This is a genomic window from Microbulbifer maximicatervae (SeqCode) (genome assembly GCF_056231245.1).
This window is the reverse complement of record NZ_CP174334.1, coordinates 3,226,945-3,243,738: the sequence shown is the minus strand read 5'-3', so window position 1 is coordinate 3,243,738 and position 16,794 is coordinate 3,226,945. Positions and strand designations below refer to the sequence as shown.

The following is a 16,794-nucleotide window of genomic DNA, read 5'->3' as shown; positions in this document are numbered from 1 at the left end:
ATTCTGGGGGTGGCTATGGCTGCTCCCAGCCTACCTGAATTAGTCGCTGTATGATTATTCCCTTCGAACAACTAGATGCCGATACCCTGCAAAGTCTGCTGGAAGAGTACGCCACTCGCGAGGGCACCGAATACGGTGAGCGTGAAGTGGAACTGGTGGACAAAGTTGCCAGCCTGCGTCGCCAGCTGCAATCCGGCCAAGTGGTGATCTGGTTTGAGCCCGGTGAAGAAACTGTAAACTTGGTCCTGGCCGAGGACCTGCCCCCCGATGTCTGAATGGTTAATCGATAGCCCGAGTGAGCCCTGTGCGCGCTTTCTATTTGCCCATGGCGCCGGGGCACCGATGGACAGTGAGTTTATGCAGTTCCTGGCGCAGGGGTTGTGTGAGCAGGGTGTGGAAGTTGTCCGTTTTGAGTTTCCCTATATGGCGCAGCGGCGCACCGGGGGAAGTAAGCGGCCACCCAATACCATGCCCCAGCTACAAGAGTCTTTCCGCGAGCAAATCGTCCAGCTAGGCCCCGAGTTGCCCCTGTTTATCGGTGGTAAGTCCATGGGCGGGCGCGTGGCGAGTCTATTGGCGGATGAATACTGGGGGCAGAAGGCGATTGCCGGTGCCGTGTGCCTGGGATATCCGTTTCACCCCCAGGGCAAGCCGGAAAAGCTGCGTACCGAGCACTTGGTGGATATTCGTTGCCAGACCTTGGTGATTCAGGGAGATCGGGACCCATTAGGCAGTCGGGCTGAGGTAGAAGGCTACGGTTTGGCGAACACCATTGAGGTCGAGTGGCTGGAAGATGGCGATCACGACTTTAAACCCCGTCGCGCCAGCGGTTTTAACCAACTTCAGCATTGGCAATCCGCAGTAGAATTGGCCGCCCGGTTTATGCTGCGATCTCCAGGACAGTGATGCGCTCTTCCCGCACCATCAGTGGGTTGAGTAGGTTCATCTGCGCGCGGCGCTCCTGGCTGGTATACCAGTGTTGCCAATGGAGCTCAGATTGCCATTTGGAGAGTGTAAAGCGCCGCAGGGGATTGCCCTTCTCGATATAGGTCTGCCCCTCGATAAAACCTACGGTGCGGTAGGCGCAAGTGAGGATTTTGCGGGCGGCCTCTTCATAGCTGTCCTGCATTTCTGCCGCAATTTCCCGTTCTATTAACACATAGATCATTGTCAGCCCGAATTGCGTTAGCCCTATGAGGATTTTAGTGCGGGTGCAGGGGAATTACCGCGCGGGCCTCTTGCCCCTGGAGATGACGACGGCGGTAAAATTGCGCACAATGATACTTATGAAGTCAGATCACACCTTAGATGCCCGCGGCCTCCTGTGCCCGGAACCCGTCATGATGCTGCATTCAGCGGTGCGTAAAGTCGCCGATGGTGAAGTGTTGAAAATGGTTGCTAGCGACCCCTCCACTCAGCGGGATGTGCCCAAGTTCTGCCAATTTCTTGGATATGAGCTGGTACAGCACGCAGAGGAAAATGACGAATTCGTCTACTGGATTAAAAAAGCGGAATAGCGGGTCGCCGTTGCTCCAGCCCCCATGCCATTGGCGGGGGCTGGCACACTCCTGAATATTAAGACTCAACAGTCCCTAGGGAGCTGTCACCAGGGCAGCGATAGCGGCCAGGGCTTCGGGGTCCTCGGATTTAATTTTGTTAGCGATATGGTGTTGGAAAAAGTACCGGAATCCCTCGCTCTCCTGCGCGGGGTACAGGCAGTGATCCCCCGGTAAAACCGGAGTGGTTTCAACAATATCGTGGTCTATTAGCATGCCGTGAATATCCCCGTCGGCGTGCAACCTCCAGCTGACGACCTCAATCAGTGTCAGGTTCTCGCGCTGTTCATCCATAAACACAGCGTGGGTGCCGATGGTGTCGGGGATCTCCTGGAGTACTTCCTCAGCTTTATTGCTCTCGTATTCAAAGTATTCCGCCGCAGTCTCCAGCTCGACGATCTTGTGAATGGGGGGCTGATGGAAGATTTCCTCGATGCCGGGGTCATAGTAGCCCTCAAAGCGTCCGTCGAGAGGGTCCTTGATGTCGGGACAGGCCACTATGGTGTTTAACCAGGGAACGAGGCCTACGACCTCGCCATTTGCTTTGAGACCCCAGCATAAAACTTTCAGGCTATATAGATCTGTGCCGCTGGAGTTGTTGGAGTAGAGCATTTCCAAGCCGTCTAGCTCCGGCGAAAGACGAATAAAGCGCCTGTCCGCAGAAGTTTCGATGGGCTCGCCGGTGAAGAGGTCAACCACATTGTTGATACTGTGGTCTGTCATGGAACACCTCCTTGCAGGGCCGGTTGTATACCGTCTCCACGTCAGATGAAGGTGCGACAGCGAAATGCCCTACCTCTGAAGGAAGACTGGGGCAGGAGGGTGTTTGATTGCTTTAATTCCCTCCTCGGGGAGACGCTAGAAGGACACGCCCTCTGCGGCATCCCTGTTCCTAAAGGTATATGTTGATTTGCCGAAATACAACCAGCGCCTTTTGCGCCCCGCAAGCGCCTGCGCTTTGATCGGGGCGCAGGCGTTGATATAGTCCCCGCCTTTGAGGTATCCCGGAGAACGCCTTGCCTGTTGCAACCGCACAAATGGCTTCTGTTCCTACGAAACTGCCAATGGCTGATCGTATCGTCAGAGTCTTCGATCACTGTTTTTCAGACCCAAATGGGCTCAATACCCGACTTCGCGGGGGCTTTTGCGAGCCCTATTACCGGCCCAGGGGGGAAGGTCAACCCTACCACCAGGTAGAGTTCACCCTGGACTATGCCGCCAGCGCTTTGCATGAAGTCGCGCACTGGTGTGTCGCCGGAGAGGCCCGGCGGCAATTGCCGGATTACGGTTACTGGTATGCGCCGGATGGTCGCAGTGCCGACCAGCAGGCTGAGTTCGAGCAGGTAGAGGTCAAGCCACAGGCCCTTGAATGGATCTTTGCACGGGCTTGCGGACTCAAGTTCCGCGTGAGCGCCGACAACCTGGAGAATGGATTGGGCGCCAGCGACCCGTTTAAAAAGGCCATCTGGCAGCAAGTTCTGGACTATTGTGATACCCGGCCCAACCCTCGGGCCTGTGCATTCGCCGAAGCCCTGATGAAGGAATTCGGCTGTCCCAATCCTTTTGATCGGGGCAGCTACCAATTGGCGGATCTCTCTTGAATAGTTATCTCATAGACGCATCGGTATATATTTTTCGCTACTACTTTGCGCTGCCGCCCAACTGGGAAAGTCGCAGTGGCTACTCCACTGAAGCCGTTTACGGCTTTACTAACTTCCTGTTGGATATGTTGGCGCGACAACCGGGCTATATTGCCTGCGCCTTCGACGAATCATTGGGAAGCTGTTTTCGCAACGAGATTTACTCAGACTATAAGTGCAGTCGCGCACTGCCCGATGAAGCCCTGGCTTTCCAGCTGGCGGCGTGTCGGGAAATGGCTGAGGTACTGGGTATTGCCAGCTTTTCCAGTGAGCGCTACGAGGCCGATGACATACTGGCCACATTAACCCGGAAGCTGCACCGGCATAACCCAGTGGTCGTGAGTCGGGACAAGGATCTGGGGCAGCTGCTGGCTCGGGGTGCTGTATCCCTGTGGGATTTTGCCAACGACCGGCACCTGGATGGCGAAGGCGTACGGGAAAAGTTCGGTGTGCGCCCGGAACAGATTCCCGACTATCTGGCCCTGGTGGGAGATACTAGCGATGATATTCCCGGGATACCCGGCGTTGGCCCAAAGACAGCGGCACGCCTGTTAGAGACATTCGACACTATAGAAATGTTGCTGGAGCAGCTCGATGCCCTTGCCACAATGCCCATTCGCGGAGCCAAGGGATTGGTGGCCCGGATAGAGGAATACGAAGAGCAGCTGCACCTCGCCAAGCGCCTGACCAGTCTTGAGGAGCGGGTTCCCCTGGGGGTAAAGCTGGCAGATTTGCGCCCACAGCCGGTAGATGTCTATCTGGCCCGTGCCCTGGCGGAGGAATTTGGTATCGGCGGCCTGAGCAAGAAGATTGAACGCACCTTAGCGGGTGTTGATGGAGAACTTACATGACGGATAGCGCTGCACAGAGTGCGGGATTAAAAATTGTCGCCGATGAGAATATTCCTGCGTTGGAGGAGTATTTCGGTGATCTGGGAACGCTGGAGCGCTACCACGGCCGCACCTTGAGCCGAGAACAATTAATTGATGCGGATATTTTGTTGGTGCGCTCGGTAACCCAGGTTGATCAAAGCCTGCTGGAGGGGACCCGGGTGCGCTTTGTTGGCAGCTGCACCATAGGCACTGATCACCTGGATACCCAGTGGTTGGAACGCAATGAGATCTTCTGGAGCGCCGCGCCTGGCTGCAATGCCAACTCCGTGGTGGAGTATGTTTTCTGCATCCTGGCCGCACTGGAAATTGACTGGCATGGGCGCAGCTTCGGCATAGTGGGCTGCGGCAATGTGGGCGGATTATTGCAACAGCGCTTGCATGCCCTCGGGGTTTCCTGCGCAGTTTACGATCCCTGGCTACCGGAAAACCCGGATGCGAGTGAGCTGGCAAAGGTGCTGAGCCAGGATATTGTTTGCCTTCACGCACCGCTGGTTAAGGGCGGCACCTACCCCAGTTTCCATATGATTGGAGCAGAGCAGTTGCGCCAGCTCCGCGATGGCAGCGTCTTGATTAGCGCCGGCCGGGGTGGGGTGGTAGACAACCGGGCACTGTTGGCGGAAATCCAGCGGGGCAAGCGTTTTACTTCCGTACTGGACGTATGGGAAAACGAACCGGATATCGATACTGAATTATTGCAGCATGTTGATCTGGGGACACCGCATATTGCCGGTTACAGCCTGGATGGGAAGCTGGCCGGCACCCGTATGATTCGCGAGGCCTTGTGCCGGGAATTGGGTATTGCACCTATGTCTGCGGAATGTCAGCCGGCTGTTACATTTAAAGAGATCACGGGAGACTCAGCAGAAGAATTACTGTTGCAGATGTACAACCCTCGCGCGGACGATCGCCGCCTGCGCGCGGCTGCAGCAGGTGGTGTGTCGATGGGGAAGGCTTTTGATTTGCTGCGTAAAGAGTACCCCGAGCGCCTGGAGTTCAGTCACTACAAAACTTCAGCCCAGACTTTGGGTGACGAAGAGAAACGGCAACTGGAAGTGTTGGGGTTGGCGTGCAGTTAAGTAAACAAGTAAAAAAGCTTGGTTTAATTATTAACCCCTGGGCTGGCATTGGTGGCCCGGCGGGTCTCAAGGGGAGCGATAGTGCTGAAACGGTGCAACGCGCGCTGGACGCAGGTATCGAGCCCCAGGCAAATCAGCGTGCGGCGCTGGCCCTTGAGGAGTTAAAGCCCTATAAGGATGAGCTGGAAATCCTGTGCTTTGCCGGCGATATGGGGGCCAGTACAGCGCGTAAACTCGGTTTTTCTGTCTGTGAAGTGGGCGTGGCCGAGTGCTCGCCATCCTCCCCGGAAGATACAGAGCGTGCAGCTGCCACTATCCGCAACAATGGTGCAGACCTCATTGTTTTTATTGGCGGTGACGGCACTGCGAGAAATATCGTCAATGCCCTGGGGGATAATTTCCCGGTACTCGGTATTCCCGCCGGAGTGAAAATGCATTCCGCCTGTTTTGCGATTTCCCCTAAAGCGGGTGGTGAGGTTTTGCGCCGTCTGATGGCTGGGCAACTGGTGGACCTCGCTGAGCGTGAAGTGCGGGATATTGATGAGCAGTCATTCCGCAGTGGGCGGGTAACCACGCGTTACTACGGCGAATTGCTGGTGCCCCAGGAAGGTCAGTTTTTACAGGCGGTAAAAAATGCCGGCCGCGAAGTGGAAGAGCTGGCAGTTGCGGATATCGCCGCAGAGATTACCGAAGACCTGGACCCGCAAACCCTGTATGTCGTTGGCCCAGGCTCTACTACGTTGGCAATCCTCAGCGAATTGGGCTGTGAGGGAACCCTGTTGGGGGTGGATTTATTATTGGATGGCCAGTTGTTGCAGTTGGATGTCAGTGCGCCGCAAATTGAACAGGCTATTGCCGATCACAGCGGGCCGGTAAAAATCATTCTCACCGCCATTGGTGGCCAGGGTCATTTAATTGGCCGGGGTAACCAACAATTGTCGGCCAATGTGCTGCGGCGCGTTGGGCGTGATAATTTAATCGTGGTTGCGACTAAAACAAAAATTACGGAATTGCATGGGCGCCCGCTATTAATCGATAGCGGTAACCCCAAGCTTGATAAACGGTGGAGTGGTTTTATTCGAGTGGTTACCGGCTACCGGGATGCCATTCTTTATCCACTGAGTAACGGGGATATTCAATAAGCGATGAGTGCAGATTGGCAGTTACTGCTGGAGCAGGTAGAAAATAAACTAGGACAAAATGTTGGCGACAGCCGCCGTTTTTTTCACGGCCGGGGTCGCAGCTATGAGGGGTTGGAGCAGGTCTGCGTCGACAGCTTTTTCCCCGCTTTGTTAGTAACTTTTTTTGAAAAATATGAAGGTGAAGTAGAGCTGTGTGAAAAACTCTGGCAAATGGCTGAGGCGCGAGGTTATCAAGGAGTTGCTGCACAGCGACGCTATCTCCCTGGGGCACCTTTACAGTGGCACTTTGGAGAGCCGGTAACAGACCCGGTCGCGCAGCGTGGAAACCTTAAATTCCCCCTCACGTTTGATCGACAAAATGTGGGTTTCTTCCTGGATATTGAGCCGGGCAGGGCCTGGCTTGAAGAGCAGGTGCGTGCAAGAGCTGGGCAGACGTCGGCAAAAATGCTCAATCTTTTCGCTTTCACCTGTGCCTTTTCTGCGGTCGCGCGAGCGGCAGGTGATATCGATATTGTAAATGTGGATGTCAATCGCGGTGTTTTAAATCGCGGACGGGAAAATCACGAGGTTAATGGGCTGTCGCTCAAAGGGGTTCAGTTCCTGCAATTCGATGCACTGCGTCAATTCAAGCGCTTCGACCGTCGCGGCCCCTTTGACCTGGGCATTGTCGACCCGCCGACGCGACAAAAAGGTCGCTTCGATGTCAGCCAGAATTATGAAAAGTTGCTGAGGCAGCTGCCCGCTTGTCTCGCCGCTGAGGCGGATCTTCTGATGGTGATCAACTCGCCCCGGCACAGCGAAGCCCAGTTTAGGGAGTTAATCCTCGGATCTGACAGCGGTTATGAAGTTGTAGCGCGGTTGGAGCAGAACCCGGATTTCCCTGATCGGGACCCGGATGCTGCCTTAAAAATGCTGCACGTTAAATATCGTCGCCAATCCCGGTAATGGCGATTGCCAATGCCGCGCATTAAGGAGCCTCTTACAGCGCGGCAAACTCCCGCATCAAGCGCTCCATCAGCGCCTGCAACTGGCCTGATGATCCCTCGCGCACAGCGCTGTTGAGCAACTGGGCGTTGCTCTGCCCGGACTCAGCTCCGGCATTAATCATTAGCAGGAAACCCTTGTGGGTTAATACTGCATCCTCCATCGCCTCCTGGCGCACTAGCTGGGAAAAGTTGATATAGCCACTCTGCTTAAGCCAGGTCATGGACCCCAGGCAGGCTAAATGGCGGGGGGAGTGCAGCCCGTACTCATCCGGTGAGTCGGGGCCGGAAATATCTTCCACGTAAACGGTTGCCGGTACCGGGAATTGATTAAACATGGCCAGCAGTACCCTGCCGGCATCCCGGTAAAAATCGTGAATATGTAAATCGTCCAGCATCAGCAGGAATATCGCTCCAAAAAGTCGCCCAGGCGTTCCATCGCATGCGATAAGTCGTCGGCACGGGGCAGGAAGACAATGCGCAGGTGGTCCGGTGCATCCCAGTGGAAGGCACTGCCTTGAGCCAGTAGTATTTTTTCCTGGCGCAGGAAATCCAGCACCAGCTGCTCGTCATTTTCGATCTTATGATGATCCAGATGCAGCTTGGGAAACAAGTAGATAGCACCGCTAGGTTTGACACAGCTCACACCGGGAATGTCATTGAGCATGCGGTGGGCCATATCTCGCTGTTGGCGCAGGCGCCCGCCGGGCAGGACCAAATCGTTAATACTCTGGTAGCCACCGAGAGCGGTTTGTACTGCGAACATGGCGGGTACATTGCCGCACAGGCGCATGGAAGCGAGTATTTCCATCCCTTGGATAAAACCCTTGGCTCGGTGTTTAGTGCCGCTGATAACCATCCAGCCAGAGCGGAAGCCGGCCAGGCGGTAGGACTTGGACAGGCCGTTAAAACTCAGGCAGAGCACGTCCGGGGCCAGTTTGGCCATCGGGGTAAATTCCGCATCGTCGTAGAGAATCTTGCTATAAATCTCATCGGCGAAGATCACCAGGTTGTGACTGCGGGCAACCTCGACAATATCCTCCAGTAGTTCCCGGGGATAAACGGCACCAGTGGGGTTATTGGGATTGATAACTACTATGCCCCGGGTTTTTGAGGTGATTTTTGCTTTGATATCCTCAATATCGGGCAGCCATCCGGACTCCTCGTCGCAGCGATAGAGAACCGGCTTGGCGCCGGTGAGGTTGGTGGCGGCCATCCACAGGGGGTAGTTGGGCATTGGCAACAGCATTTCGTCGCCATTGTTGAGAAGGGCTTGGGTGCTCATGGAGATTAATTCGGAGACGCCGTTGCCCAGGTAAATATCGTTAATCTCGACGCCCGGGATACCCAGGGTCTGGCACTCTTGCATAATGGCCTTGCGCGCAGCGAAGAGCCCTTTGGACTCGACGTAGCCCTGCGCCTCAGAGAGATTGTGAATGACGTCTTGGATAATCTCGTCGGGGGCGTTAAAACCGAAGGGGGCAGGGTTGCCAATATTCAGCTTGAGGATGCGGTGGCCTTCCTCTTCCATGCGCTGGGCCTGCTCCATCACGGGGCCGCGAATTTCGTAGCAGACGCCGTGCAGTTTTTCTGATTTATTGATGTCCTTCATGGTGACCTGGAAGCTCTATTGCAGAGCAGGAGCGGCCCAGGGCCGCGAGTTCAGTGCGCGAAAACCGGGTAATGTCCACCAGCGGTAGGTACCACTCCTGCGGGAAACCGGGAACCGATACATATAGGCATTGCGACAAGGCGGCGCCTGAACGGAAACCCCAATTGATTACGGAAACACTAGAGTATGTCAAAACAGATGGATGAGAACTACTGGCGGGATAAGCTTACAGATGAGGAGTTTGAGGTCTGCCGGGAAGGTGGGACAGAGGCGCCGTTTAGCGGCGAATATTGGGATGTTTTTGACGATGGCGTCTATCGTTGTCGTTGCTGTGGCGAGGTTTTATTCGGCTCGCAGTCAAAATTTGAGGGCGGTTGTGGTTGGCCCAGCTTTGATGCAGAGCATTATGAAGGTGCGGTGAAGGAGCTGCCTGACAGCAGCTACGGTATGCAGCGTGTAGAGATTCGCTGCAGTAAGTGCGATGCCCATCTCGGCCATGTATTCGACGATGGCCCCACCGATACGGGACTTCGCTACTGTGTGAACTCTCTATCGGTGAAGCTGGACCAGGGCAGTGATGAAACGGAGGATGACACTGAGTGACGGAATCACACTGGAGTAATTGGCTATTGCGGGTGCAGTGGATTCTGTTACTGCTGATCGTCCTTGCGGCTGCCGCCTTGCGTTACGGGTTGCTGCACTTCTCTGTGGTTTTCAAAATATTTGTGTTTTCTGGCGGTGCAGCCTTGGCAATTGCATTACTGAGCCTGTTTGTTTTTGTCTGGGGAGTGAGCAAGAGCAAGCCGTTGGTGCGCAGCAATGCTCTGTGGGCGGCGTTGCTCGGACTGCTGCCGGTGGCAATACCTCTGGTAACCGTAGGCAAGGGCAACTTCGATGTGCCAAGAATTCACGACATCAGTACCGATACCCGCAATCCCCCCCAGTATCAAGAGGTATTGAAGTTGCGCCAGAAAGGCGATAACAGTGCCGAATACGGTGGAGAGAAGGTGGCCGAATTGCAGCGGGAGGCGGATATATATGCCGATATAATGCCGTTGCACGTGGACTTCCCGATAGCTCGTACCACTGAGATCGCTGCTGAAGTGGCCGAAGACCTGGGCTGGAAAGTGGTTTCCTATGAGCCTCAGCGGGGCCACCTGGAGGCTGTAGCGAAAACACCGATCCTCGGTTTTACGGACGATATCGTTGTACGGGTCAGCGCTGACGTGGGTGGTGGCTCCAAAGTCGATGTGCGTTCCAGCTCCCGAGTCGGGGTCAGTGACTTGGGTACCAATGCGAAGCGTATCCGCCAATTTCTGGAAGAGTTGCACCTGCACGCACTGGTGCTCGAGGGAACCGGCACAGAGCGGTACTAGAATGCACTCCAGAAATGGCTGGGTTTTGTAAGTGTCTGACAACAAAAGAAAAAAAATCAAAAAGAGTGTTGACAGGTTTAGCGGTGATCCATAGAATGCGCCCCACTTCTGACGCAGGGCTACACTCAAAGGTGGAGCGAAACGACAGAAGGTTTCTGGGTCCCCATCGTCTAGAGGCCTAGGACACCGCCCTTTCACGGCGGTAACAGGGGTTCGACTCCCCTTGGGGATGCCACGCGGGAATAGCTCAGTTGGTAGAGCGCAACCTTGCCAAGGTTGAGGTCGCCGGTTCGAACCCGGTTTCCCGCTCCAATTTTCCGCTTTGCGAGATGATCTCTAGTCAACTCGGAAAGCACGCCACCGAGAAATCAGTGGTATTGCCATGGACAGCATGGCAGCACCGGATCGAAAGGTCGAAGTGCAAGTTTCTGTCCCCATCGTCTAGAGGCCTAGGACACCGCCCTTTCACGGCGGTAACAGGGGTTCGACTCCCCTTGGGGATGCCAATACGACCCGGTAGCAATGCTACCAGGTCAATTGCGGGAATAGCTCAGTTGGTAGAGCGCAACCTTGCCAAGGTTGAGGTCGCCGGTTCGAACCCGGTTTCCCGCTCCAATTTTCTGCTTTGCGAGATGATCTCTAGTCAACTTGGAAAGCACGCCACCGAGAAATCAGTGGCATTGCCATGGACAGCATGGCAGCACCGGATCGAAAGGTCGAAGTGCAAGTTTCTGTCCCCATCGTCTAGAGGCCTAGGACACCGCCCTTTCACGGCGGTAACAGGGGTTCGACTCCCCTTGGGGATGCCAATACGACCCGGTAGCAATGCTACCGGGTCAATTGCGGGAATAGCTCAGTTGGTAGAGCGCAACCTTGCCAAGGTTGAGGTCGCCGGTTCGAACCCGGTTTCCCGCTCCAATTTTCTGCTTTGCGAGATGATCTCTAGTCAACTCGGAAAGCACGCCACCGAGAAATCAGTGGCATTGCCATGGACAGCATGGCAGCACCGGATCGAAAGGTCGAAGTGCAAGTTTCTGTCCCCATCGTCTAGAGGCCTAGGACACCGCCCTTTCACGGCGGTAACAGGGGTTCGACTCCCCTTGGGGATGCCAATACGACCCGGTAGCAATGCTACCAGGTCAATTGCGGGAATAGCTCAGTTGGTAGAGCGCAACCTTGCCAAGGTTGAGGTCGCCGGTTCGAACCCGGTTTCCCGCTCCAAAAATAAAAAGCCGCTCAATCGAGCGGCTTTTTGTTTTTCCGATATAGTAATTCTTATCTTCTGCACGGTTACTTTTGCCCGGGACTCCTGCAAGTTCCGGTTCATCCCACCAAGTGACGTGTATGAAAAACCCTAGCTCCCCTCAGGTTGAAATTATTCGGGCAAGCGCGTTGAATAACGCTCCCCACTATAGGAGTGCAAGATGAGCGCTGCGCTATCGATCCATAACTTACAGAAAACCTACGACAATGGTTTCCAGGCCCTGAAAGGCATCAGTTTTGACGTGCAGCCGGGAGACTTCTTTGCGCTGCTGGGTCCCAATGGGGCGGGGAAGTCCACCACCATCGGTATCATCTGTTCCCTGGTGCGCAAAAGCGGTGGTTCAGTGTCGATTTTTGGTGAGGATATCGATGTCGATTTTGCTGCGGCCAAGCGCCTGTTAGGTGTTGTGCCACAAGAATTTAACTTCAGCCAGTTTGAGAAAGTGTTCGACATTGTCGTTACCCAGGGCGGTTTTTACGGTATGCCGCGCAAACTGGCTGAAGAACGCACTGAGAAATACCTGAAGCAGTTGGGCCTGTGGGATAAGCGCGCTACCCAGGCGCGCATGCTCTCCGGTGGTATGAAACGCAGATTGATGATTGCCCGCGCGCTGATTCACGAGCCGAAATTACTGATTCTGGATGAACCCACAGCCGGAGTGGATATAGAACTGCGGCGTTCCATGTGGAGTTTCCTGGAAAAAATAAACCAGCAGGGCACCACAATTATTCTCACCACCCACTATCTGGAGGAAGCCGAGAGCCTCTGTCGCAATATAGCGATTATCGACAAGGGCGCTATTGTCGAGAATACTTCGATAAAGTCACTGCTGAAAACCCTGAACCGGGAAACCTTTATCCTGGATTGCGCAGAATTTCTCACTGAGTGCCCGGACTTGTCCGGTTATGAAGGGCGTTTGCGGGACAATCACTCACTGGAAGTCACTATTGAAAAGGGACAATCTCTGACCGAGGTATTTGCGTCATTGCAGCGGCAGGGCATCACAGTCACCAGTATGCGCAATCGCGCCAATCGCTTGGAGGAGTTGTTCCTGTCCATGTTGTCGGAAGAAAAAATGTCGGGGCTAGAAGAGTGAAGGGCAGATTAATCTGGATATCATTCAGCACTATTTACCGTCGGGAAGTCCGGCGCTTTATGCGTATATGGCCGCAGACCCTGGTGCCGCCGGTAATCACTATGTCACTGTACTTTGTGATCTTTGGCTCCCTGATTGGTCGGCGAATTGGTGATATGGGGGGCTATCCGTATATCGAGTTTGTTGTGCCGGGTTTGATCATGATGTCGGTGATTACCAACTCCTACGCCAACGTAGTTTCGTCTTTTTACAGCGCTAAATTTCAGCGCAGTGTGGAGGAGCTTCTGGTCTCGCCAACGCCGAATTGGGTGATTATGGCGGGCTATGTACTCGGTGGCGTGTCACGGGGATTAATGGTGGGGTTGATAGTGACTCTCGTAGCGATGTTTTTTACCTCACTGACGGTAGAGCACATCTTTGTCACGGTAGCGATTGTATTTTTGACGGCGGTGCTGTTTTCCCTGGCTGGGTTTATCAATGCTATTTTTGCCAATAGTTTTGATGCTATCTCTATTATTCCGACCTTTGTATTAACTCCCCTCACATACCTGGGAGGCGTGTTTTACTCTATCGACCTGCTGTCGCCTTTTTGGCAGGGGTTGTCGAAATTGAACCCCATTCTTTATATGGTGAACTCCTTCCGTTACGGCATTTTGGGTGTTTCCGATATTAATGTTGCCGGGGCATTTTTTGGCGTCCTGGTATTTATTACGCTTTTGGCATCCTGGGCCATTTATCTGATGAGCCACGGTAAGCGACTGAGACATTGAGAAATTTATGACAAGAGAAGACTGGCAAAACCTCCCCCTGGGGCAGGAGACCACCTACGAATCCACTTACAACCCCGAGTTGCTCCATCCAATTCAGCGCTCAGTATCCCGAGCCCAGTTGGGGCTTTCTGCCGGCGCAATGCCTTTCTTTGGAGAGGACGAATGGTGGGGTTTTGAGCTTTCCTGGCTGAACCCCAGGGGCAAACCACAGGTGGCGGTGGCTCGTTTTAGTTTTCCTGCGGAAAGCCCCTGCATGGTGGAGTCAAAATCCTTCAAGTTGTATTTAAACTCTTTCAACCAGAGCAAGTTTGAATCCTGGAGATTGGTACAGGATGCCCTGGTGCGGGATCTCTCTGCAGCGGCGGGGGCAAATGTCGGCGTTACCCTGATGGATGTGGAAGATGCAGCGCTGGCAGTTGAGAAGCCAGAGGGCTACTGTCTGGATCATCTCGATATAGAAGTGAATAATTACGAACCGGACCCCGCACTCCTCGCCCTCGAAGGCGGTGAGGAAGATGTGAGTGAGGTTCTTTATAGCCACTTGCTGCGCAGTAATTGTCCGGTAACGGGACAACCAGATTGGGCGACAGTGGTTGTGGACTATAAAGGACCGGCACTAAAGCGAGAGGCACTGTTGGCTTATATTGTCTCCTTCCGCGAACACCAGGATTTTCACGAGCACTGTGTCGAGCGTATCTTTTGCGACTTGCAACAGCTGGCGGAATTTACCGAGTTAACTGTATGTGCCCGCTATACCCGCCGTGGCGGCTTGGATATTAATCCGCTGAGATCGACTCGCATTGAGAAACGTATGCCTTCGCGTTTTGCCCGTCAGTAATTTCCTTTCTTAAGTGCCACCGGAGTCCCCGGTGGTACGGTCCTTCAATTTCAATCTTTGCTTGGTGCCGGCCTGGGTTGGCGCTGCGGACTCTTAAGCTACGCTTTCCAGATAGGCCGGGGAAACCGACAGTGTAGTTGTGTTGGCCGCCCCACAGGAGGTGGAGTTGAGGCTGACAGATGGAGATTAATACCCAGTCCCCAGTAATTCCTGCCGTAGTAATCGGTTTTGCCCCACTTCTTTTTTCCCAATCCTCCACTGCAGAAGTTTATGTTAAAGCTGATGATCTGATACGGGTGATTGAGGCCCAGCAACAGCAGCTGGAAGAGCAGCAGGCTCAGATTCAGAAACAACAGGCAGACCTCGAAGTCCTGCGTCGGCAAATTGAGCAAATGCAACGGGCACCACCATCCCGACCGTCTCTGGAAGTAACTCCTGTACAGCCCGTTGAAGCACCGGTGAGCAAGGAGGACATGAATGATTTACAGCGACAGATTGAGGAAATACGCCAGGAAGTTCCACCTGGTTCGCTGCCTCCGCCGCGGGCCCAGTCTGATCAGGCGGTACCTGACCCCAGTGATATCGAAGATGTGATTGCCAATGCGACAACGGAGTGGCCTGGCTCCATTCCTTTGTTGGGAAATACGATGAAAGCGAAGATCAGTGGCTTTGCGGACTTGGATGTCAATTATGATACCGACGCGATCATCAGCCCCGCACAATTTGTACCTGCCGATATTGTGACTTTCGACAAAACGGCTGCAGAGGGAGCAGACGGGCAGACAGAATTTACCGTGCAAACCTCCAGGTTGGTATTTGAGACCCTGCAGCACTGGGAGGGACGTGAATTTAAAACCCTGATTTCGATGGACTTCCTGCAGGACTCCAGTGTTACCACTCCCAATCCCCGTATGCGCAAAGCTTATGGAGAAGTGAGCAATGCGCTATGGGGGGGCAGTATTCTTGTGGGGCAGCAGTGGTCAACATTTGCGAACTTGGAAGCGGTCCCCAATACCCTGGATTTCCAGGGGCCTAATTCGGCATTTGGCTTGCGCCATTCAATGGTCCGATGGATTAAGAGGTACGGGCCACAGTATTACTTTAAGGTGGCTATTGAAGCGCCGGACTCACAAATATTCGAGGATGCAACCGAGGTTGCCCGCTGGCCCGATGCGGTATTTGCGCTGGAGTCGGACTTGCCTAGGTCCCAGGTACAAGCGGGTTTGGTATTAAGGGATTTGCGCGCGAGTGGCGATCCGGATTCAGCCGTATCAACTACCGGCTGGGGATTAAATTTAAGCGGCACTTTCAATATGCCCGGCGTACTTTCCAAGGATGTTCTTTATTACTCTTTGTCCCTCGGTGCGGGATATAGCGGTCTACTTAATGACGCGCCACCAGATGCAGCTTATGATTTTTTTGATAACTCCGTAGAGGCACTAAACACTACAGCCTGGTATCTGGGGTACCAGCACTGGTGGACTCCTTGCCTGTATACCGTAGCGACCTATGGCAGGGTGAGACAGGATAATCTGGACTTCCAACCCGGTGATTCCTACAAAGCAACCCAATACCGCAGTATCAATATTGTTTGGTTACCCTTTCCCCGTTGGCTGACTGGAATCGAGGTGCTCTACGGCGCTCGCAAAGACAAGAATGGTGATAGGGGGTCTCTGGTGCGGACACAATTTACGACCCGAATGACGTTCTAAAAACAGCAATGTATTTAAAAGAGGTGTTCAGGTATATGCGAGTAAAACGAGAGAAGGTATTTCAAGCTCGAATTATTAGGTTGCTATGCAGCCTTTCATTGATTTCTCTTCTACTCGGATGGACTTCAGCCAGTACCGTGGTTACGCGGGTATGGCAGTCCCCATATATTGGTATTCAAAGCTTAGGAAAAACCCTGGTACTCGCATATACCCTGGTACCGAGGCCGATAGTCGGTGGGCAGGTAGAAAGGGAGTGGGTCATGCAACTGCAGGATACGGGTATTGATGCGCATTCCTGGAGTGCTCTGGGGGCAATAACTGGTGTTCCCTCAATGGGGGAGATTGCACCCTTGCTCCGGGAGAGGGGATTTGACACTTTATTGGTTACCCAATTGTTGGCATTAAAACGGATCAACCCGAATATCCGCAATTCCCAGGTTGCTGTTGTGGAGACACGTTTATATTCGGCGCCCAGTGACGAAGTTTATTGGTCGGTTCAGTCGGATACTTTTTTATACAAGTATTCAGGGGAGGAGCTGCGCCATCCCAATGAGAGAGATTTACGCGAGTTTGTAGAGGTGATGATTCGCACTATGTCTGGCAATGGCGTTTTATAGCCGCTAATTTATCGTGATTTTTATCGAACCTTTCTCCAGGCCAATAGAGCTGTTGTATTCAGCTATTCTGGTGAGACAAACCGTTGATGGGCCTATCAAAGAGTGCGCGTTCAATGGTTCGAAAGGGAATTCAAAGCGTTAGCAGGAATAGATGCCGGCTAACTACTTTTGGCGGTAGGCTTTACCATGGATTGGAATCTAAAAGCCCCTGTGGTTTTT

General features: G+C 53.7%; 19 protein-coding genes and 8 tRNA genes. 23 read left to right on the top strand and 4 right to left on the bottom strand.

Annotated elements, in window-relative coordinates:
* Positions 1 to 50 precede the first annotated feature (50 nt).
* Complete coding sequence (locus ACJJIS_RS14120) at positions 51 to 275, top strand: YheU family protein (protein ID WP_108732557.1); 225 nt, start codon at positions 51 to 53, stop codon at positions 273 to 275.
* The gene (locus ACJJIS_RS14115; RefSeq protein ID WP_475708360.1) at positions 268 to 906 is read left to right on the top strand and encodes an alpha/beta family hydrolase; all 639 of its coding nucleotides are present in this window, start codon (positions 268 to 270) and stop codon (positions 904 to 906) included. The genes ACJJIS_RS14120 and ACJJIS_RS14115 overlap by 8 nt, the downstream gene beginning before the upstream one ends.
* On the opposite strand, the gene ACJJIS_RS14110 is transcribed toward ACJJIS_RS14115, so the two are convergent.
* A complete protein-coding gene (locus tag ACJJIS_RS14110) occupies positions 881 to 1,168 on the bottom strand; it encodes an antibiotic biosynthesis monooxygenase family protein (protein ID WP_445360004.1) in 288 nt (95 codons plus the stop codon). The two genes, ACJJIS_RS14115 and ACJJIS_RS14110, sit on opposite strands and share 26 nt — an antisense overlap.
* A gap of 118 nt (positions 1,169 to 1,286) precedes the next feature.
* Here ACJJIS_RS14110 and tusA point away from each other — a divergent pair, with 118 nt between their 5' ends.
* Positions 1,287 to 1,517: a sulfurtransferase TusA gene (gene tusA / locus ACJJIS_RS14105; RefSeq protein ID WP_475710360.1), complete on the top strand. Its 231-nt coding sequence runs from the start codon at positions 1,287 to 1,289 to the stop codon at positions 1,515 to 1,517.
* A gap of 75 nt (positions 1,518 to 1,592) precedes the next feature.
* Here tusA and ACJJIS_RS14100 read toward each other — a convergent pair whose 3' ends face one another.
* Positions 1,593 to 2,279 (bottom strand): hypothetical protein, encoded by a 687-nt coding sequence (locus ACJJIS_RS14100; protein ID WP_444905848.1) that lies wholly within the window; start codon positions 2,277 to 2,279, stop codon positions 1,593 to 1,595.
* A 293-nt stretch (positions 2,280 to 2,572) separates the two neighbouring features.
* On the opposite strand from ACJJIS_RS14100, the gene ACJJIS_RS14095 reads away from it, so the two are divergent.
* The 5 genes from ACJJIS_RS14095 to ACJJIS_RS14075 are packed head-to-tail and all read left to right on the top strand — an operon-like array spanning position 2,573 to position 7,252.
* The gene (locus ACJJIS_RS14095) at positions 2,573 to 3,157 is read left to right on the top strand and encodes an elongation factor P hydroxylase (protein WP_475708359.1); all 585 of its coding nucleotides are present in this window, start codon (positions 2,573 to 2,575) and stop codon (positions 3,155 to 3,157) included.
* Positions 3,154 to 4,047: a 5'-3' exonuclease gene (locus ACJJIS_RS14090; protein WP_444916619.1), complete on the top strand. Its 894-nt coding sequence runs from the start codon at positions 3,154 to 3,156 to the stop codon at positions 4,045 to 4,047. Before ACJJIS_RS14095 ends, ACJJIS_RS14090 begins: the two co-directional genes overlap by 4 nt.
* Complete coding sequence (locus tag ACJJIS_RS14085; protein WP_475708358.1) at positions 4,044 to 5,165, top strand: 4-phosphoerythronate dehydrogenase; 1,122 nt, start codon at positions 4,044 to 4,046, stop codon at positions 5,163 to 5,165. The genes ACJJIS_RS14090 and ACJJIS_RS14085 overlap by 4 nt, the downstream gene beginning before the upstream one ends.
* On the top strand, positions 5,156 to 6,307 hold the full coding sequence (locus ACJJIS_RS14080; RefSeq protein WP_475708357.1) for an ATP-NAD kinase family protein: 1,152 nt from the start codon (positions 5,156 to 5,158) through the stop codon (positions 6,305 to 6,307). The genes ACJJIS_RS14085 and ACJJIS_RS14080 overlap by 10 nt, the downstream gene beginning before the upstream one ends.
* Positions 6,308 to 6,310: 3 nt before the next feature.
* Positions 6,311 to 7,252 carry a class I SAM-dependent methyltransferase gene (locus tag ACJJIS_RS14075; RefSeq protein WP_475708356.1) on the top strand — a complete coding sequence of 314 codons (942 nt, stop codon included), beginning with the start codon at positions 6,311 to 6,313 and terminating at the stop codon, positions 7,250 to 7,252.
* A gap of 34 nt (positions 7,253 to 7,286) precedes the next feature.
* On the opposite strand, the gene ACJJIS_RS14070 is transcribed toward ACJJIS_RS14075, so the two are convergent.
* Both ACJJIS_RS14070 and ACJJIS_RS14065 read right to left on the bottom strand, forming a co-directional pair.
* Positions 7,287 to 7,688, bottom strand: a complete 402-nt coding sequence (locus ACJJIS_RS14070; RefSeq protein ID WP_444912587.1) for a hypothetical protein — start codon at positions 7,686 to 7,688, stop codon at positions 7,287 to 7,289.
* A complete protein-coding gene (locus ACJJIS_RS14065; protein ID WP_108732567.1) occupies positions 7,688 to 8,902 on the bottom strand; it encodes a pyridoxal phosphate-dependent aminotransferase in 1,215 nt (404 codons plus the stop codon). The genes ACJJIS_RS14070 and ACJJIS_RS14065 overlap by 1 nt, the downstream gene beginning before the upstream one ends.
* Before the next feature lie 186 nt (positions 8,903 to 9,088).
* On the opposite strand from ACJJIS_RS14065, the gene msrB reads away from it, so the two are divergent.
* The 15 genes from msrB to ACJJIS_RS13990 all read left to right on the top strand — a co-directional run bounded on the left by msrB (position 9,089) and on the right by ACJJIS_RS13990 (position 16,575).
* Positions 9,089 to 9,505, top strand: coding sequence for a peptide-methionine (R)-S-oxide reductase MsrB (gene msrB, locus ACJJIS_RS14060; protein WP_475708355.1), 417 nt, complete (start codon positions 9,089 to 9,091; stop codon positions 9,503 to 9,505).
* Positions 9,502 to 10,278, top strand: a complete 777-nt coding sequence (locus tag ACJJIS_RS14055) for a DUF1499 domain-containing protein (RefSeq protein WP_282933544.1) — start codon at positions 9,502 to 9,504, stop codon at positions 10,276 to 10,278. Before msrB ends, ACJJIS_RS14055 begins: the two co-directional genes overlap by 4 nt.
* A gap of 159 nt (positions 10,279 to 10,437) precedes the next feature.
* A tRNA-Glu gene (locus ACJJIS_RS14050) sits at positions 10,438 to 10,513 on the top strand.
* Position 10,514: 1 nt separating this feature from the next.
* A tRNA-Gly gene (locus ACJJIS_RS14045) sits at positions 10,515 to 10,590 on the top strand.
* Positions 10,591 to 10,708: 118 nt separating this feature from the next.
* Positions 10,709 to 10,784 (top strand) — tRNA-Glu (locus ACJJIS_RS14040).
* 33 nt (positions 10,785 to 10,817) lie between these two features.
* Positions 10,818 to 10,893 (top strand) — tRNA-Gly (locus ACJJIS_RS14035).
* Between the two features lie 118 nt (positions 10,894 to 11,011).
* Positions 11,012 to 11,087, top strand: a tRNA-Glu gene (locus ACJJIS_RS14030).
* A gap of 33 nt (positions 11,088 to 11,120) precedes the next feature.
* Positions 11,121 to 11,196 (top strand) — tRNA-Gly (locus ACJJIS_RS14025).
* A 118-nt stretch (positions 11,197 to 11,314) separates the two neighbouring features.
* Positions 11,315 to 11,390: transfer RNA gene (locus ACJJIS_RS14020), tRNA-Glu, on the top strand.
* 33 nt (positions 11,391 to 11,423) lie between these two features.
* Positions 11,424 to 11,499: transfer RNA gene (locus ACJJIS_RS14015), tRNA-Gly, on the top strand.
* A gap of 203 nt (positions 11,500 to 11,702) precedes the next feature.
* Positions 11,703 to 12,638, top strand: a complete 936-nt coding sequence (locus tag ACJJIS_RS14010) for an ABC transporter ATP-binding protein (protein WP_444905840.1) — start codon at positions 11,703 to 11,705, stop codon at positions 12,636 to 12,638.
* Positions 12,635 to 13,408: an ABC transporter permease gene (locus ACJJIS_RS14005; protein ID WP_444905839.1), complete on the top strand. Its 774-nt coding sequence runs from the start codon at positions 12,635 to 12,637 to the stop codon at positions 13,406 to 13,408. Before ACJJIS_RS14010 ends, ACJJIS_RS14005 begins: the two co-directional genes overlap by 4 nt.
* 7 nt (positions 13,409 to 13,415) lie before the next feature.
* Complete coding sequence (gene queF / locus ACJJIS_RS14000; RefSeq protein WP_444905838.1) at positions 13,416 to 14,246, top strand: NADPH-dependent 7-cyano-7-deazaguanine reductase QueF; 831 nt, start codon at positions 13,416 to 13,418, stop codon at positions 14,244 to 14,246.
* 179 nt (positions 14,247 to 14,425) lie between these two features.
* A complete protein-coding gene (locus ACJJIS_RS13995) occupies positions 14,426 to 15,958 on the top strand; it encodes a DcaP family trimeric outer membrane transporter (protein ID WP_444905837.1) in 1,533 nt (510 codons plus the stop codon).
* 35 nt (positions 15,959 to 15,993) lie between these two features.
* On the top strand, positions 15,994 to 16,575 hold the full coding sequence (locus ACJJIS_RS13990; RefSeq protein ID WP_444905836.1) for a hypothetical protein: 582 nt from the start codon (positions 15,994 to 15,996) through the stop codon (positions 16,573 to 16,575).
* Positions 16,576 to 16,794 lie beyond the last annotated feature (219 nt).

Coding starts and splice junctions, on each gene's coding strand:
- ACJJIS_RS14070 (WP_444912587.1), bottom strand. CDS start 7,688: ATGCTGGACGATTTACATATTCACGATTTTTACCGGGATGCCGGCAGG.
- ACJJIS_RS13995 (WP_444905837.1), top strand. CDS start 14,426: ATGGAGATTAATACCCAGTCCCCAGTAATTCCTGCCGTAGTAATCGGT.
- ACJJIS_RS14010 (WP_444905840.1), top strand. CDS start 11,703: ATGAGCGCTGCGCTATCGATCCATAACTTACAGAAAACCTACGACAAT.
- ACJJIS_RS14115 (WP_475708360.1), top strand. CDS start 268: ATGTCTGAATGGTTAATCGATAGCCCGAGTGAGCCCTGTGCGCGCTTT.
- queF (WP_444905838.1), top strand. CDS start 13,416: ATGACAAGAGAAGACTGGCAAAACCTCCCCCTGGGGCAGGAGACCACC.
- ACJJIS_RS14120 (WP_108732557.1), top strand. CDS start 51: ATGATTATTCCCTTCGAACAACTAGATGCCGATACCCTGCAAAGTCTG.
- ACJJIS_RS14085 (WP_475708358.1), top strand. CDS start 4,044: ATGACGGATAGCGCTGCACAGAGTGCGGGATTAAAAATTGTCGCCGAT.
- ACJJIS_RS14100 (WP_444905848.1), bottom strand. CDS start 2,279: ATGACAGACCACAGTATCAACAATGTGGTTGACCTCTTCACCGGCGAG.
- msrB (WP_475708355.1), top strand. CDS start 9,089: ATGTCAAAACAGATGGATGAGAACTACTGGCGGGATAAGCTTACAGAT.
- ACJJIS_RS14065 (WP_108732567.1), bottom strand. CDS start 8,902: ATGAAGGACATCAATAAATCAGAAAAACTGCACGGCGTCTGCTACGAA.
- tusA (WP_475710360.1), top strand. CDS start 1,287: ATGAAGTCAGATCACACCTTAGATGCCCGCGGCCTCCTGTGCCCGGAA.
- ACJJIS_RS13990 (WP_444905836.1), top strand. CDS start 15,994: ATGCGAGTAAAACGAGAGAAGGTATTTCAAGCTCGAATTATTAGGTTG.
- ACJJIS_RS14110 (WP_445360004.1), bottom strand. CDS start 1,168: ATGATCTATGTGTTAATAGAACGGGAAATTGCGGCAGAAATGCAGGAC.
- ACJJIS_RS14075 (WP_475708356.1), top strand. CDS start 6,311: ATGAGTGCAGATTGGCAGTTACTGCTGGAGCAGGTAGAAAATAAACTA.